Source organism: Streptomyces celluloflavus (assembly GCA_000720995.1).
GTDB classification, from domain to species: Bacteria; Actinomycetota; Actinomycetes; order Streptomycetales; family Streptomycetaceae; genus Streptomyces; species Streptomyces celluloflavus.
The window spans coordinates 14780-30160 of the sequence record JOEL01000040.1; the positions used below are offsets into that span (position 1 = coordinate 14780).

The 15381-nt window shown below is 72.2% G+C and carries 11 protein-coding genes; 2 read left to right on the plus strand and 9 right to left on the minus strand.

What is annotated here, in order from left to right; genetic code table 11:
• The first annotated feature begins 54 nt into the window (after positions 1 to 54).
• Positions 55 to 1014 (plus strand): SDR family oxidoreductase, encoded by a 960-nt coding sequence (locus IH09_RS27675; protein WP_381719486.1) that lies wholly within the window; start codon positions 55 to 57, stop codon positions 1012 to 1014.
• A 6-nt stretch (positions 1015 to 1020) separates the two neighbouring features.
• Here IH09_RS27675 and IH09_RS27680 read toward each other — a convergent pair whose 3' ends face one another.
• The 7 genes from IH09_RS27680 to IH09_RS27710 form a co-directional block, all read right to left on the minus strand.
• Positions 1021 to 2025, minus strand: coding sequence for a helix-turn-helix transcriptional regulator (locus IH09_RS27680; protein WP_052860222.1), 1005 nt, complete (start codon positions 2023 to 2025; stop codon positions 1021 to 1023).
• A 213-nt stretch (positions 2026 to 2238) separates the two neighbouring features.
• On the minus strand, positions 2239 to 4911 hold the full coding sequence (gene aceE, locus IH09_RS27685) for a pyruvate dehydrogenase (acetyl-transferring), homodimeric type (RefSeq protein WP_052860223.1): 2673 nt from the start codon (positions 4909 to 4911) through the stop codon (positions 2239 to 2241).
• A 220-nt stretch (positions 4912 to 5131) separates the two neighbouring features.
• Positions 5132 to 5755: a GntR family transcriptional regulator gene (locus IH09_RS27690; protein ID WP_052860224.1), complete on the minus strand. Its 624-nt coding sequence runs from the start codon at positions 5753 to 5755 to the stop codon at positions 5132 to 5134.
• Positions 5756 to 5896: 141 nt separating this feature from the next.
• Entirely contained in the window at positions 5897 to 7639 is a 1743-nt protein-coding gene (sucB, locus tag IH09_RS27695; protein ID WP_052860225.1) for a 2-oxoglutarate dehydrogenase, E2 component, dihydrolipoamide succinyltransferase, read from the minus strand.
• A 92-nt stretch (positions 7640 to 7731) separates the two neighbouring features.
• Complete coding sequence (gene lpdA / locus IH09_RS27700; protein ID WP_052860226.1) at positions 7732 to 9120, minus strand: dihydrolipoyl dehydrogenase; 1389 nt, start codon at positions 9118 to 9120, stop codon at positions 7732 to 7734.
• 300 nt (positions 9121 to 9420) lie between these two features.
• Positions 9421 to 10947: a leucyl aminopeptidase gene (locus tag IH09_RS27705; RefSeq protein ID WP_052860227.1), complete on the minus strand. Its 1527-nt coding sequence runs from the start codon at positions 10945 to 10947 to the stop codon at positions 9421 to 9423.
• A 327-nt stretch (positions 10948 to 11274) separates the two neighbouring features.
• Complete coding sequence (locus IH09_RS27710; RefSeq protein ID WP_052860228.1) at positions 11275 to 12090, minus strand: adenosylcobinamide-GDP ribazoletransferase; 816 nt, start codon at positions 12088 to 12090, stop codon at positions 11275 to 11277.
• A gap of 84 nt (positions 12091 to 12174) precedes the next feature.
• Here IH09_RS27710 and IH09_RS27715 point away from each other — a divergent pair, with 84 nt between their 5' ends.
• The gene (locus IH09_RS27715) at positions 12175 to 12912 is read left to right on the plus strand and encodes a hypothetical protein (RefSeq protein WP_052860229.1); all 738 of its coding nucleotides are present in this window, start codon (positions 12175 to 12177) and stop codon (positions 12910 to 12912) included.
• On the opposite strand, the gene IH09_RS39360 is transcribed toward IH09_RS27715, so the two are convergent.
• Together IH09_RS39360 and IH09_RS27725 are read right to left on the minus strand one after the other, a co-directional pair.
• Complete coding sequence (locus IH09_RS39360; RefSeq protein ID WP_052860230.1) at positions 12887 to 13594, minus strand: hypothetical protein; 708 nt, start codon at positions 13592 to 13594, stop codon at positions 12887 to 12889. The two genes, IH09_RS27715 and IH09_RS39360, sit on opposite strands and share 26 nt — an antisense overlap.
• Positions 13591 to 15357: a phosphatidylglycerol lysyltransferase domain-containing protein gene (locus IH09_RS27725; RefSeq protein ID WP_110952629.1), complete on the minus strand. Its 1767-nt coding sequence runs from the start codon at positions 15355 to 15357 to the stop codon at positions 13591 to 13593. The genes IH09_RS39360 and IH09_RS27725 overlap by 4 nt, the downstream gene beginning before the upstream one ends.
• Between the last annotated feature and the right edge of the window lie 24 nt (positions 15358 to 15381).

The following is a 15381-nucleotide window of genomic DNA, read 5'->3' on the forward strand; positions in this document are numbered from 1 at the left end:
GGCACGGCGCAAGCCGCGCGGTGCCCGGTGCACGAACAGCGAGGAGTGGCGCACGTGACGGAGCAGGCGGACGTGACGAGGCAGGCGGATGCGGCGGAGCAGGGGCGGCCACTGGCGGGGCGGGTGGCGCTGGTCGCGGGGGCGACCCGGGGCGCGGGACGGGCGATCGCCGTGGAGCTGGGCCGGGCCGGGGCCCTGGTGTATGTGACGGGGCGGACGACCCGGGAGCGGGTCAGCGAGGTCGGGCGGGCCACCGAGACGATCGAGGAGACCGCGGAGCTGGTCACGGCGGCCGGCGGCACCGGGATCGCCGTACCGGCCGACCACCTCGAACCGGACCAGGTCAAGGCGCTCATCGCACGTGTCGACCGGGACCACGGACGGCTGGACGTGCTGGTCAACAGCGTCTGGGGCGGTGACCATCTGCTGGAGTTCGACACCGCGCTGTGGGACCTCGATCTGGCCGACGGGCTGCGGATGCTCCGGCTCGGCGTTGAGAGCCACCTCGTCACCAGCCACTACGCGCTGCCGCTGCTGATCCGGCGGCCCGGGGGGCTGGTCGTCGAGATGACGGACGGTACCGCCGCCTTCAACCGGACCTACCGCGGCAACCTCTGCTTCGACCTCACCAAGAACGCCGCGCACCGCGTCGCGTTCGGGCTCGCGGCCGAGCTGAAGAAGTACGGCGGCACGGCCGTCTCGCTCACCCCCGGTTTCCTGCGGTCCGAGGAGATGCTGGACCACTTCGGGGTGACGGAGGAGACCTGGCGCGACGCGGTGGCGCAGGAACCGCACTTCGCCGTCGCCGAGTCGCCGCTCCTGGTCGGCCGCGGCGTCGCCGCACTGGCCGCCGACGCGGACAAGGCGCGCTGGAGCGGCCGGTCGCTCTCCAGCGGCCAGTTGGCCAAGGAGTACGACTTCAACGACGCGGACGGCTCGCGGCCGGACGGCTTCGGCTACTTCGAGGAGGTGGTCCTGGGCGGGAAGGAGGGGAGCCCGGAGGACTACCGGTAGCGGCGGTCAGTCATAGAGCGCGGCGGTCCCCCGGGCGGCCGCCGCGAACCGCTCGCGCAGCGCGGGGGGCGCCAGCACCTCGCCCTCCGGGCCGAGCGCGAGCAGCTGGCTGTAGGCGATATCGGCGGACTCCACGGCCAGCGTGACGGTCAGCCGGCCGTGTTCGTCGGGCGGGCCCGCCTGCTCGATCGCCTCCCGCGCCGCCGCGCGCTCGGTGACGTACGGAAGCTGCCGGACCCCGCGCGCGGAGAGCCGCAGCACCACCTCCGCGCGCAGCAGCGAGCGGGCGAACTGCTCGGCCCGCGCCGCCCAGAACGCGGGCAGGTCGAAGGTCTCGTCGCGGGTGAAGCGCTCACCGGTGGCGGTGACGGCGGTGAAGCGGTCCACGCGGTAGACGCGGTAGGAACCGGAACTGGCGGCGGGTGCGGGGGCGGCCACGGGGGTGCCGCCGGCGCGGGCCGCCAGATACCAGACCCCGGCCTTCAGCACGAGGCCGTACGGCTCCAGCTCCCGCTCGACCTCGCGGTCCTTGCGGTGGTAGCGGGCGGTCAGGCGGCGGTCGTCCCACACCGCGTCGGCGACGGCGGGCAGCAGAGCGGGGGTCGCGGGCTCCTGATACCAGGCGGGCGCGTCGAGATGGAAGCGCTGGGCGGCGCCCGCCGCGGCGTCCCGCAGTTCGGGCAGCAGCGCCGCGGACACCTTGAGCCGGGCGGCGGACGCGGCGTCCGCGAGGCCCATCTCGCGCAGGGCGGTGGGCACTCCGGAGAGGAAGAGCGCCTCCGCCTCGCTGCGGCCGAGGCCGGTGAGCCGGGTGCGGTAGCCGCCGATCAGACGGTAGCCGCCGGCCCGGCCGCGGTCGGCGTAGACGGGCACGCCGGCCTCGGAGAGGGAGAGGACGTCCCGGGCGACCGTACGCTCCGAGACCTCCAGCTCGCGCGCCAGCTCGGCGGCCGTCATCGACGGCCGGGACTGGAGCAGCAACACCATCTTGATCAGCCGGGCAGCGCGCATGCCGTCATCATGCCGGGCGGTACTGACAACCACCGGTGGTCCGGGCGGCCGGGGAAGGGATCGCCGGTGATGGGTGGTACGGCCCGGCCGCCGCCTCGAAGGCGCGGCCGGGCCGTACCGGTGGAATCCCGTGCGAAGACCCCGGGCGCGGTGGTGATCTCCGCACGGGAGCGGGGCGGGCGGCATCCGGCGCCGGCCGGTGCCGCCCAGGTCTCACAGGCCGTAGCGCTCCCTGGCCTCCTTGACGGTCTCCGGCTTGACCTCGCCGCGGCGGGCCAGCGCGGCCAGCGTCTGGACGACCACCGACTGCGGATCGACACCGAAGTGCCGGCGGGCCGCGTCGCGGGTGTCGGAGAGGCCGAAACCGTCGGTCCCGATGGAGACCCAGTCCTGCTCGACCCACGGCGCGATCTGGTCGGGCACCGCCCGCATCCAGTCGCTGACCGCGACGACCGGGCCGGGGGCACCGGACAGCGCACGGGTGACGTACGGAATCCGGTCCTCGCCGTCCAGCCGGGCCGCGTCGCACTCCAGCGCGTCGCGGCGCAGCTCCGTCCAGGAGGGTGCCGACCAGACGTCCGCCGCCACGCCCCAGTCGGCGGCCAGCAGCCGCTGCGCCTCCAGGATCCAGTGGACGGCGGTGCCGGAGGCCAGCAGCTGCGCCCGCGGGCTGTCGGCCTGCGGCCGGGCGCCCTCCTGGTAGCGGTAGAGGCCCTTGAGGATGCCCTCTTCGACGCCCGCCGGCATGGCCGGCTGGACCTTGGTCTCGTTGTAGACCGTCAGGTAGTAGAAGACGTCCTCGGCGTCGGGGCCGTACATCCGGCGCAGCCCCTCCTTGACGATCACCGCCACCTCGTACGCGAACGCCGGGTCGTACGAGAGGGCCGCCGGGTTGGTGGAGGCGATCAGGTGCGAATGGCCGTCGGCGTGCTGGAGGCCCTCGCCGGTCATGGTCGTACGGCCCGCGGTGGCGCCGATGACGAAACCGCGGCCCAACTGGTCGGCCAGCGCCCAGAACTGGTCGGCGGTGCGCTGCCAGCCGAACATCGAGTAGAAGATGTAGAAGGGGATCATCGGCTCGCCGTGGGTGGCGTACGACGTCGCCGCGGCGGTGAAGTCGGCCAGCGAACCGGCCTCGGTGATGCCCTCGTTGAGGATCTGACCGTCCTTGGCCTCCTTGTAGTACAGGAGCTGGTCGCGGTCGACGGGGTCGTAGGTCTGGCCCAGGGGGGAGTAGAGGCCGGCCGACGGGAAGAGCGACTCCATCCCGAAGGTACGGGCCTCGTCGGGGACGACCGGCACCCAGCGCCGGCCGGTCTCCTTGTCCCGCATCAGGTCCTTGATCAGCCGGACGAACGCCATGGTGGTGGCGATCTCCTGGCTGCCGGACCCCTTCTTCAGGGCGTCGAAGGACTTGTCCGCGGGCATCGGCAGCGGCTTGGCGACGACCTTGCGGGCCGGTGCCGGGCCGTCCAGGGCCGCGCGCCGCTCGCGCAGGTAGCGCATCTCCGGGGAGTCCTCGGCCGGGCGCCGGTACGGCACCAGGCCGTCCGCCAGCGCGCTGTCCGGGATGGGCAGTTCCAGGAGGTCGCGCATGGTGCGGAACTCCGACCCGGTCAGCTTCTTCATCTGGTGGTTGGCGTTACGGGACTCGAAACCCGCGCCGAGGGTGTAGCCCTTGACGGTCTGCGCCAGGATGACGGTCGGCGCGCCCTTGTGCTCGACGGCGGCCCGGTAGGCGGCGTACACCTTGCGCGGCTCGTGGCCGGCGCGGGAGGTCTGGAACAGCTCCAGCAGCTTGGCGTCGGAGAGCGTACGGCCGATCGCCCGGAGGGCGGCGTCCGCGCCGAAGAAGTGGTCGCGCAGGTAGGCGGCGTCGCGGGTGGCGTACGTCTGGAACTGGGCGTCGGGGACCTCGCGCAGCCGGCGCACCAGGGCGCCGTCGGTGTCCTGGGCGAAGACCTCGTCCCAGGCCCGGCCCCACAGCGATTTGACGACGTTCCAGCCGGCCGCGCGGAACTGGGCCTCCAGCTCCTGCACGATCTTGAAGTTGGGGCGGACCGGGCCGTCGAGGCGTTGGAGGTTGCAGTTGATGACGAAGGTCAGGTTGTCCAGGCCCTCGCGGCCGGCCAGCGCCAGGGCGGCGGTCGACTCCGGCTCGTCCATCTCGCCGTCGCCCAGGAAGGCCCAGACGCGGGAGCGGGAGGTGTCCTTGATGCCGCGGTGCTCCAGATAGCGGTTGAAGCGCGCCTGGTAGATCGCGGAGAGCGGGCCCAGGCCCATGGAGACGGTGGGGAACTCCCACAGCCAGGGCAGCCGCCGCGGGTGCGGGTACGAGGGCAGGCCCGCGCCGCCGGCCTCCTGGCGGAAGTGGTCGAGCTGCTCCTCGGTCAGGCGGCCGTCGAGGAAGGCGCGGGCGTAGATACCGGGGGAGGCGTGGCCCTGGAGGTAGAGCTGGTCGCCGCTGTCCGTGCCCTCCTTGCCGCGGAAGAAGTGCTGGAAGCCGGTCTCGTAGAGCCAGGCGGCGGAGGCGAAGGTGGCGATGTGGCCGCCGAGGCCGTACCGGGCGCCGCGGGTGACCATCGCGGCGGCGTTCCAGCGGTTCCAGGCGGTGATCCTGGCCTCCAGCGCCTCGTCGCCCGGGAAGTCGGGCTCGGCGGAGGTCGGGATGGTGTTGACGTAGTCCGTCTCCAGGAGGGACGGGAGGGCGGTGCCTTCGGTGCGCGCGGTGTGCTCCAGGGCACGGCGCATCAGATAGGCGGCGCGATGCGGGCCCGCTGCCTTGGTGACGGCGTCGAGGGACTCGCGCCACTCGGCCGTCTCCTCCGGGTCGCGGTCCGGGAGCTGGTCGAGCTGGCTGTACGGCAGGCGCACGGGATCGGGCATGGATGGCCCCTTTCCGGACGGGGGGAATGCGTGTTCGGCAGGCATTCGGCAGGCAGGGGTATCGCGCCCCAGCCGCGACCATACGCCTCTGATCGATGATCGATCAACGCTCTTCGGGCGAATAACCGCAGGTCGGCACGGGGTGCCGCCGTTTCCGGCACGCGGTGCCAGACGGAAAAGGGCCGGGCGATACCGTCGCCCGGCCCTCCTGGAGCCCCCCTCAGACCCTCGGCGCGCAGCTCAGCACATGTGTCTTGAGCAGGGTGCCGATCCTCGGGTCGCGCCGCCGGAACGCGTCCACGATCTCCTGGTGGTCCTGGGCGTGCGAGCGCGGCTCCGGGCTGAACCAGCGGATCGAGAGCGTCGTCCAGACCTCGACGCCCAGCGACTCCCAGGTGTGCAGCAGTACGGCGTTCCCGGCCGCCTGCACGATCTCGCGGTGGAAGGCGACCGTGTGCCGCACCTGGGCCTCCCCGTCGCCCGTCCGGTCGGCCTCCCGCAGCGCCGCCACCTCGCGCTCCAGCGCCGCCGTGTCGCTCGCCAGCCGGCCGGCCGCCAGCTCCGCCGCCACCTGCTCCAGACCGGCCCGCACCGGGTAGCTCTCCTTGAGATCGTCCGCGGTCAGATTCCGCACCCGTACGCCCTTGTTCGGCGCCGACTCGATCAGCTGGAGCGACTCCAGCTCGCGCAGCGCCTCCCGTACGGGGGTCTGGCTGACCTTCAGCTCGACCGCGATCCGCCGCTCCACGATCCGTTCGCCCGGCTGCCAGCGGCCGCTGACGATCCCCTCAAGGATGTGCTCGCGGATCTGCTCGCGCAGCGAATGGACGACCGGCGGGGTCATGACGTGCTCCTTCAGAGCGGTGGTGACAATCGGGTGGAGAAGTGACAAGGGGGCCATTATCCGGGAAACGCGAAGGGACCGGCCCCGGCTCGTCATGAGCCGGGGCCGGTCCCCTGTGCACCTACCGGAGGGCTACCGGATTCAGAGACCGATCTCGGTCTCGAACTCGGCGGCCTCCAGGATCTGCTTGACCGTGGTCAGGTAGCGGGCGGCATCGGCGCCGTCCACCAGACGGTGGTCGTAGGAGAGCGCGAGGTAGGTCATGTCGCGCACCGCGATGGTCTCGCCGAGGTCCGGGTGGTTGATGACCACCGGGCGCCGGACGGTCGCACCGATACCCAGGATGCCGACCTGGTTCGGGGGCACGATGACCGTGTCGAACAGGGCGCCGCGCGAACCGGTGTTGCTGATGGTGAAGGTCGCGCCGGCCAGGTCGTCCGGGGTGATCTTGTTGGCCCGGACCTTGCCCGCCAGCTCCGCCGTCTTCTTGGCGATACCGGCGATGTTCAGGTCGCCCGCGGCCTTGATGACCGGGGTCATCAGGCCCTTCTCCGCGTCCACCGCGATACCGATGTTCTCGGTGTCGAAGTAGGTGATGGTGCCCTCGGCCTCGTTGATCCGGGCGTTGACGACCGGGTGGGCCTTCAGCGCCTGGACGGCGGCCTTGACGAAGAACGGCATCGGCGAGAGCTTGACGCCCTCACGCTGCGCGAAGGACTCCTTGGCCTTGTTGCGCATCCGCATGATCGCGGTGATGTCCACCTCGACCACGCTGGTCAGCTGCGCCTGGCCGTGCAGGGCCTTCATCATGTTGTCGCCGATGACCTTGCGCATCCGCGGCATCTTGACGGTCTGGCCACGCAGCGGCGACGGCTCGATGGAGACGCCGGCAGCCTTCGCGGCGGCGGCCGGAGCCGCGACCGGCGCCGGAGCGACGGCCTTGGCGGCCTCCGCGGCGGCGATGACGTCCTGCTTGCGGACCCGGCCACCGACACCGGTGCCCCGCACGGTGGCGAGGTTCACGCCGCTCTCCGCGGCGAGCTTGCGCACCAGCGGGGTGACGTACGCGCCGTCGCCCTCACCCGCGGCCGGAGCCGGGGTGACGGGGGCCGGTGCGACCGGAGCCGGAGCCGGCGCCGGCGCGGGGGCCGGAGCGGGCGCGGGGGCCGGTGCCGGAGCGGGCGCGGGCGCCGCGGCGACCGGCGCGGGAGCCGGGGCCGGGGCGGGTGCGACCGGAGCCGGGGCCGGCGCGGGGGCGGGGGCCGCGGCCGGGGCGGCCGAACCGATGACGGCGAGCTTGGCGCCGACCTCGGCGGTCTCGTCCTCGGCGACGGTGATCTCCAGCAGCGTGCCGGAGACCGGCGCCGGGATCTCGGTGTCGACCTTGTCGGTGGAGACCTCCAGCAGCGGCTCGTCGGCCTCGACCGACTCACCGACCTCCTTCAGCCAGCGGGTGACGGTGCCCTCGGTGACGCTCTCGCCGAGCGCGGGGAGGACGACGTCGGTGCCCTGGGCGGCGCCGGCGGGGGCCGCCGGGGCCGGGGCCGCGGCGGCCGGAACCGGGGTGGGCTCGGGCTGCGCGACCGGCGCCGGGGCGGCCGGGGCCTCGACGGCGGCCGGGGCCGGGGCGGCGGCCGGCGCACCGGTGCCGTCGTCGATGATGGCCAGCTCGGCGCCGACCTCCACCGTCTCGTCCTCGGCCACCTTGATGGAGGCCAGGACGCCTGCGGCCGGGGCCGGGATCTCGGTGTCGACCTTGTCGGTCGACACTTCGAGCAACGGCTCGTCGGCCTCTACACGCTCACCCTCGGCCTTCAGCCAGCGGGTGACGGTGCCCTCGGTGACGCTCTCGCCGAGCGCCGGAAGGGTTACGGAAACCGCCATGGTTTCTGTTGCTCCTTACGGATGGGATCTCCCCTGCTCGCTGTGTCGAGAGCCTGGGGAAGTGCGGATGTGATCGCGCCCGGGACTGGGGGTCAGTCGTGGGAGTGGAGAGGCTTGCCGGCCAGGGCCAGGTGGGCCTCGCCGAGAGCCTCGTTCTGCGTCGGGTGCGCGTGGACGAGCTGCGCAACCTCGGCCGGCAGGGCCTCCCAGTTGTAGACCAGCTGGGCCTCACCGACCTGCTCGCCCATACGGTCACCGACCATGTGGACGCCGACCACGGCACCATCCTTGACCTGGACGAGCTTGATCTCGCCCGAGGTCTTGAGGATCCGGCTCTTGCCGTTGCCCGCGAGGTTGTACTTCAGAGCGACGACCTTGTCGGCGCCGTACAGCTCCTTGGCCTTCGCCTCGGTGATGCCCACCGAAGCGACCTCGGGGTGGCAGTACGTCACGCGCGGCACACCGTCGTAGTCGATCGGCACGGTCTTGATACCGGCCAGCCGCTCCGCTACCAGCATGCCCTCGGCGAAGCCGACGTGCGCGAGCTGGAGGGTGGGGACGAGGTCACCGACGGCCGAGATGGTCGGCACGTTGGTCTGCATGTACTCGTCGACCAGGACATAGCCGCGGTCCATCGCGACGCCCTGCTCCTCGTAGCCCAGCCCCTGGGAGACCGGCCCGCGGCCGATCGCGACCAGCAGCACCTCGGCCTCGAAGGCCTTGCCGTCGGCGAGGGTGACCCGGACGCCGTCGGCGGTGTACTCGGCCTTGTCGAAGAAGGTGCCGAGGTTGAACTTTATGCCCCGCTTGCGGAAGGCCCGCTCCAGCAGCTTGGAGCTGTTCTCGTCCTCGACCGGGACGAGGTGCTTGAGGCCCTCGACGATGGTCACGTCGGTGCCGAAGGACTTCCACGCCGAGGCGAACTCGACGCCGATGACGCCGCCGCCCAGGACGATCGCGGACTTCGGCACGCGGTCCAGCTTCAGCGCGTGGTCCGAGGAGATGATGCGGTTGCCGTCGATCTCCAGGCCCGGCAGCGACTTCGGCACGGAGCCGGTCGCCAGCAGGACGTGGCGGCCCTCGACGCGCCGGCCGTCCACGTCGACGGACGTCGGGGAGGAGAGCCGTCCGGTGCCCTCGATGTAGGTCACCTTGCGCGAGGCGATCAGACCCTGGAGGCCCTTGTACAGGCCCGAGATGACCTCGTCCTTGTACTTGTGGACCGCGTCGATGTCGATGCCCTCGAAGGTGGCCTTGACACCGAACTGGTTGGCCTCGCGCGCCTGGTCGGCGATCTCACCGGCGTGCAGCAGCGCCTTCGTGGGGATGCAGCCGTTGTGCAGGCAGGTACCGCCGACCTTGCCCTTCTCGATCAGGGCGACGTCCAGGCCCAGCTGCGCCCCGCGCAGGGCAGCGGCGTAACCGCCGCTACCGCCTCCGAGGATCACTAGGTCGAAAACGGTGCTGGCGTCGTTCGCCACGTCACGTCCTCCATGCATGGGTACGCCGGAGCCGGTCTCCAATGACCGGACGGCGGCTGTTGATCGGCCGCTTTTACGTCGGCCCTGGGTAAGGGGGGCCCTGTCCTGCCGAGAACCCATCTTCGCACTTGTTGAACGAAGCCGGGACGCCGGGCCGGGCCGGGGGCGGCCGGAGGGCCGCGCCACAGGGGTTACTGCTGCGTACGCGCGTGCGGATTTCGTTGAGGGCGAACGCATACGTACGGCCCCGGGAACGGTGCCCGGGGCCGTACGGACAAAACAGGCGAGACCGGGACGGCGTCAGCCGAGGTCGCCCGCGGCGGTGCGCTCGGCCAGCCGGACCAGGGTGCGGACCGCGGAGCCGGTGCCGCCCTTGGGGGTGTAGCCCCACGGCGCGCCCTCGTGGAAGGCCGGGCCCGCGATGTCCAGGTGCGCCCAGGAGATGCCCTCGCCGATGAACTCCTGCAGGAAGAGTCCGGCGGCCAGGCCGCCGCCCATCCGCCCGCCGATGTTGGCGAGGTCGGCGACCGGGGACTCCATGCCCTTGAGCAGCTCGGCGGGGAGCGGCATCGGCCAGGACTGCTCGCCGGTCTCCTCCGCGATCTCGTGGATCGAGGTGCGGAAGGCGTCGTCGTTGGCCATGATCCCGAAGGTGCGGTCGCCCAGCGCCACCATCATCGCGCCGGTCAGCGTCGCGACGTCCACGATCGCGTCCGGGGACTCCTCCGAGGCGCGGGCCAGCGCGTCGGCCAGCACCAGGCGGCCCTCGGCATCGGTGTTGAGCACCTCGACCGTCTTGCCGCTGTACATGGTCAGCACGTCACCGGGGCGGGTGGCGGAGCCGGACGGCATGTTCTCGGCGAGCGCCAGCCAGCCGGTGACGTTCACCTCCAGGCCCAGCCGGGCGGCGGCCACGACCGTGGCGAACACCGCGGCCGCGCCGCTCATGTCGCACTTCATGGTCTCGTTGTGGCCGGCCGGCTTGAGCGAGATGCCGCCCGAGTCGTAGGTGATGCCCTTGCCGACGAGCGCGAGGGTCTTCGTCGCCTTGGCGTGCGTGTGCGCGATCCGCACCAGCCGCGGCGGCGCCTCCGAGCCCTGGCCGACGCCCAGCAGGCCGCCGTAGCCGCCCTTCTTGAGCGCCTTCTCGTCGAGCACCTCGACGGCGAGGCCGAACTCCTTGGCGGCGGCCTGCGCCTCGGCCGCGAAGGACTTCGGGTCGAGGTCGTTGGAGGGCGTGTTGATCAGGTCGCGGGCGCGGTTGATCTCCGCGACCAGTGCCTGGGCGCGCTCGGCGGCGGCCTTGAACCCCTTGTCGCGGGGCTTGCCGCCGAGGATGGCGACCTCGGCCAGCGGCGCCGACTTGGCGTCGTCCTTCTTCTTGCCGCCGTTGCTGCGGTACGCGGTGAAGGTGTACGCGCCGAGCAGCGCGCCTTCCGCGACGGCGGCCGCGGCCTCGGCGTCCTCGACGGGCAGCGCGAAGGCGGCCTTCTTGGTGCCGGTCAGCGCGCGGGCGGCGCTGCCCGCGGCGCGGCGCAGCGACTCGTGGCCGTAGCCGTCGCCCTTGGCCGGGGCGTCGCCGAGGCCGACTGCCAGCACGACCGGCGCCTTGAGGCCGTCGGCGGCGGGCAGCTTGGTCACCTCGCCCTCGGCACCGCTCGCGCCGAGGGTTTCCAGCACGGCGGCGAGCTTTCCGCCGAACGCCTTGTCCACGGCCTCCGCGCCGGGGGCCGTGACGACGCCCTTGGCGCCCTTGGCCACGCCGACGACGACGGCGTCCGCACGCAACGTTGCGGCGGAAGAAGTACTGAGGGTCAGTGCAGTCACGGTGATGAAGGTCCTGTTCCGTCAGGGGAATCCGGTCGCGCCCAGGGCGCTGCTGCGGCCGAGCCTACGCTCGGCGCCGCCGCCCGGTCCCGTCCGCCGCCGCACCGGGACGTATCCGGGCGCCGCCCACCGCCGCCCATCCGGGGTGAACCGTCCGCCAATGCGGGGGAGTTGCCCCCTTTAGGATAGTTTCGGCCTCTTCTTCCGGCGGCTCCCGGCGGTGTGCGCCCGTACCGATGAGACGCGCGCCACAACGGCCGGTGAGGCGGCGTCACCTCGCCGACGGGCCCCTCCCGCTCCCCGTCGCGCCCGCCGTACGGCCGGACGTCAGCCGAGCGCGAGGACGACCAGCGCCGCCAGCCCCGCGCTCTCCGCGAGCGCGCCGAACACATCGCCGGTCACCCCGCCGAACCGCCGTCGGCAGTGCCGCAGCACCAGTTCGCCGGTCCCGAGGCCGGCCAGCGCCGCCACCCCGGCGTGCAGCGCGCCCCACGGACCGGACAGCGCGCCCGCAGCGGCGCACAGGGCCGTCACCAGGGCGGCGCACAGCAGCGCCGCGCGGAGCGGCACGGTACCCGCGACCGCCGCGCCGAGCCCGCCGGGCCGGGCGGCCGGCACCCCCGGGCGGGAGGCGAGGGTCAGCGCGCAGCGGGCGGTGACCGCCGCGACGGCGACGGCCGTCGCACCCCGCGCCCAGCCGTCCGCGTACAGTTCGGACACCGCCGCCACCTGCGCGAACAGGGTGAACAGCAGCGTGATGACCCCGAACGGGCCGATGTCGGACTGCTTCATGATGCGCAGCGCGTCCGCGGCCGGCCGGCCGCTGCCCAGGCCGTCCGCGGTGTCGGCGAGCCCGTCCAGATGCAGACCGCGGGTGAGCGCGGCGGGCACCGCGGCGCTGCCGACCGCGGCGAGCAGCGGCCCGCCGCCCAGCAGGAGCAGCACCCCGCCGAGCGCGGCCGCGGCCGCCCCGACGGCCAGCCCGGCCAGCGGTGCGCAGAGCATCCCGCCGCGGGCGGTCTCCCGGTCCCAGCGGGTGACCCGCACCGGCAGCGCGGTGAGCGTCCCGAAGGCGAAGCGCAGCGCGTCGGTACGGGCCGGGGGCCCCGGGGCGGCGGTCGGGGAGTCGGGTGCTTCGCTCATCGCCGCAGGCTACCCCGGTTGCCGCGGCGTTAAATTGCCCTCATATGACGGAAAGCTTGCTGTGACAGAAGGGGAGTATGTGGCATGGGTCACTGGTGGGTCCGCAACATCATCGAGCCGGGGAAGCTGCCGCTGCTGCTCGCCCTCGCCTCCTTCGTGCTGACCTTCCTCGTGACCCGCGTCATCACCCGGCTCATCCGCGCGGGCAAGGGCCCGTTCCGCAACATCACACCGGGCGGGATACACGTCCACCACGTCGTCCCCGGCGTGATCCTCATGGTCATCGGCGGCTTCATCGGGATGGCCGGCGGCCCGCGCGGTTTCGGCTCCGCCGTCGCGGCCGTGCTCTTCGGCATCGGCGTCGGCCTGGTCCTGGACGAGTTCGCGCTGATCCTGCACCTGGACGACGTCTACTGGACCGAGGCCGGCACCAAGAGCGTCGAGATCGTCATCATCACCGCCGCGCTGGTCGCCCTGATCCTCTGCGGCTTCCTGCCGTTCGGCGTCAACGAGCTGAGCCCCGACGAGACCCACGACCGCTTCCTGGTCGTGCGGACCGTCGGCATCAACTTCCTCTGCGCCCTGATCGCACTGTTCAAGGGGAAGGGCCGGATGGCCGTCATCGGGGTGGTCATCCCCTTCGTCGCGCTCGTCGGGGCCATCCGGCTGGCCCGGCCCAACTCACCCTGGGCCCGGCGCTTCTACGCCCGCCGGCCCAGGGCGCAGGCCCGCGCGAAGGTCCGTGCCTACCGCCACGACGTGCGCTGGTCGGGGATCCGCCGCCGGATCGAGCACCTCATCGGGGGTGCTCCCAGCCGCTGACGTGCTGGAGGCCGCCGGGCTTGCGGCGGCGCCCGGCGATCTCCCACACCGCGCAGAGCACCAGCACGGCCGCGACGGCCGCGATGTGCTCCTTGCCCGCCAGGTTGTTCTTGATGAACAGCACCTCGACGACCATCGCGACCACCACCGCCGCGCAGGTGAACCAGGCGCGGTAGCGCCAAGTTACGACCAGCGCCAGGCCCACCACGGCCGCCGAGGGGCCGGTGTCGATGACGTACGCGTCGGTGGGCGGCAGCCCGACGGGGGTGCCGGGCCCGAGCCAGATGCCGAGCCGCGCGTACATCGTCCCGGCGAGCGTGGCGAGGTACGCGACGGCCAGCATCTGCCGCCGGCCCAGGCAGATCTCGGCGATCCCGAAGACCAGCAGCAGCTGCGCCAGCGCACCCCAGACCGGCAGATCGAGGGCGGGCACGAACAGCGAGAGCGGGGTGCGCAGCAGCGCCAGCCACAGATGCTCACCGGCCTGCACGGAGCCGATGTTCTGGATCGGCCGGTAGCCCCAGGGCTGGTTCTGCACGATCTGGAAGACCAGCGTCAGCAGCACCGCCGCGAGCGTCACCGGGATCGCCCGCAGTTTCCGCTTCGCCAGCGCCGACCGCACGGTCCGAAGGAGCGGGCCCCACTCGGCGCGTGCGGCACGACGCAGGGCCGGCTCCGTCATCTCATGTTCTCCAGGTGCTTGCGGTTCAGCCACTTCGGCAGACCAGGGGCCTCCAGGAAGCCCTCGGCGCGGGCGCCGGCGACTCCGATGCGCAGCAGATCGGTGCTCTTGTCGAAGAGCATGTACCGCGGTTCCCAGATGGGCCGGTATTTGGCATTGGCGCGGTAGAGCGATTCGATCTGCCACCAGCGGGAGAAGAAGCTGAGCAGCGAACGCCATATGCGCAGTACCGGACCCGCGCCGAGCCGCGATCCGCGTTCGAAGACGGAGCGGAACATCGCGAAGTTCAGTGAGATCTGCGTGATCTCCACCTCTTTCGCCCGCTGGATCATCTCCAGGACCATGAATTCCACCAGGCCGTTCTCGGAATCCCGGTCACGCCGCATCAGGTCCAGCGAGAGGCCGCTGTCGCCCCACGGCACGAAACTCAGCAGCGCCCGCAGCCGCCCCTCGCCCTCCCCGTCGCCGGCGTCCCGGCATTCGAGCATCACGCACCGCCCGTCCCCGGGATCCCCGAGCCGGCCCAGCGCCATGGAGAAGCCCCGCTCGGTCTCCCCGTCGCGCCAGTCGTCGGCCAGCCGCAGCAGCTCGTCCATCTCCGGCCCGGGAATGTCCTCGTGGCGCCGGATGCGGACGGTGTACCCGGCCCGCTCGACCCGGTTGTACGCCTGCCGGACGGTGCGCATCGCGCGCCCGCCGAGGGTGAACTCCTCGGTGTCCACGATCGCCTCGTCGCCGATCTCCAGCGCGTCCAGACCGTGCCGGGCGTAGATCGTGCCGCCCTCCTCGCTGGCGCCCATCACGGCCGGCGTCCAGCCGTGCTCCCGGGCCTCGGCGAGCCACCGCTCGATGGCACCGGGCCACGCCTCGGGATCGCCCAGCGGATCGGCGGAGGCCAGCGACACGCCGCCCACCACGCGGTAGGTGATCGCCGCCTTGCCGCTGGGGGAGAACAGGACGCTCTTGTCGCGGCGCAGCGCGAAATAGCCCAGCGAATCGCGGTCGCCGTGCCGGGCGAGGAGCGCGCGCAGCTTCTCCTCGTCGTCCCCGGTGATCGGATCGGTGCTGCGCACGGACCGGAAGGCCGCCCACAGGACGGCCACCAGCAGCGCCGTACTCATCACGTTGATGACGACATCCACCCAGTTCGGGGCGGAGATCCCGAGGAACTTCAGCTCGTCGGGGGCGAGCGAGATCAGCCGCATCAGGCCGTACCGCCACCGCAGGAAGAACGTCGAGGACGCGTTCTGGGCGGTGTTGGTGACCGTGACCAGCAGCGCCGCCAGCAGCGAGGCGGTCAGCAGCCCGCCGACCGCGGTGACCGCGGCCAGCTTCGGATTCGACCGGTCGCCCTTCGCGTAGAACTCCCGGCGGCCGACGACCAGTGCGACGACGAACAGCAGCGTCAGCACCAGCGACACCCAGTTCTGCGCATGCGCGCGGAACTCGGGGAAGAGCGCGAGCACGGAGCCGATCAGCGCCAGGAACAGCCCCGACAGCACCAGGCTCAGAATCCAGGCCGCCCGCTTGCGCCGCCGCAGTGTGACGGCGAAGAACAGCGAGAAGGCGCCGGAGGCGAACCCCGCGGTGAGCAGATACGGGGTGAAGAACTCGTCGACGTTGTGCCGGCGGATGTTGTTGCCGAACGACACCCACACCGCGCTGAGGAAATTGATGAACGTGACGGTGCGCAGATACCAGACGCCGAACGCGGCGCCGCGCTGTGACCAGGGGCCGCGGGGGCGGTCCTCATCCGGGCTCAAGCGACATCTCCCATGAAAAGTGAT

Coding starts and splice junctions, on each gene's coding strand:
- aceE (WP_052860223.1), bottom strand. CDS start 4,911: ATGCCCGATCCCGTGCGCCTGCCGTACAGCCAGCTCGACCAGCTCCCG.
- IH09_RS27715 (WP_052860229.1), top strand. CDS start 12,175: ATGGGTCACTGGTGGGTCCGCAACATCATCGAGCCGGGGAAGCTGCCG.
- IH09_RS39360 (WP_052860230.1), bottom strand. CDS start 13,594: ATGACGGAGCCGGCCCTGCGTCGTGCCGCACGCGCCGAGTGGGGCCCG.
- IH09_RS27680 (WP_052860222.1), bottom strand. CDS start 2,025: ATGCGCGCTGCCCGGCTGATCAAGATGGTGTTGCTGCTCCAGTCCCGG.
- sucB (WP_052860225.1), bottom strand. CDS start 7,639: ATGGCGGTTTCCGTAACCCTTCCGGCGCTCGGCGAGAGCGTCACCGAG.
- IH09_RS27690 (WP_052860224.1), bottom strand. CDS start 5,755: ATGACCCCGCCGGTCGTCCATTCGCTGCGCGAGCAGATCCGCGAGCAC.
- IH09_RS27710 (WP_052860228.1), bottom strand. CDS start 12,090: ATGAGCGAAGCACCCGACTCCCCGACCGCCGCCCCGGGGCCCCCGGCC.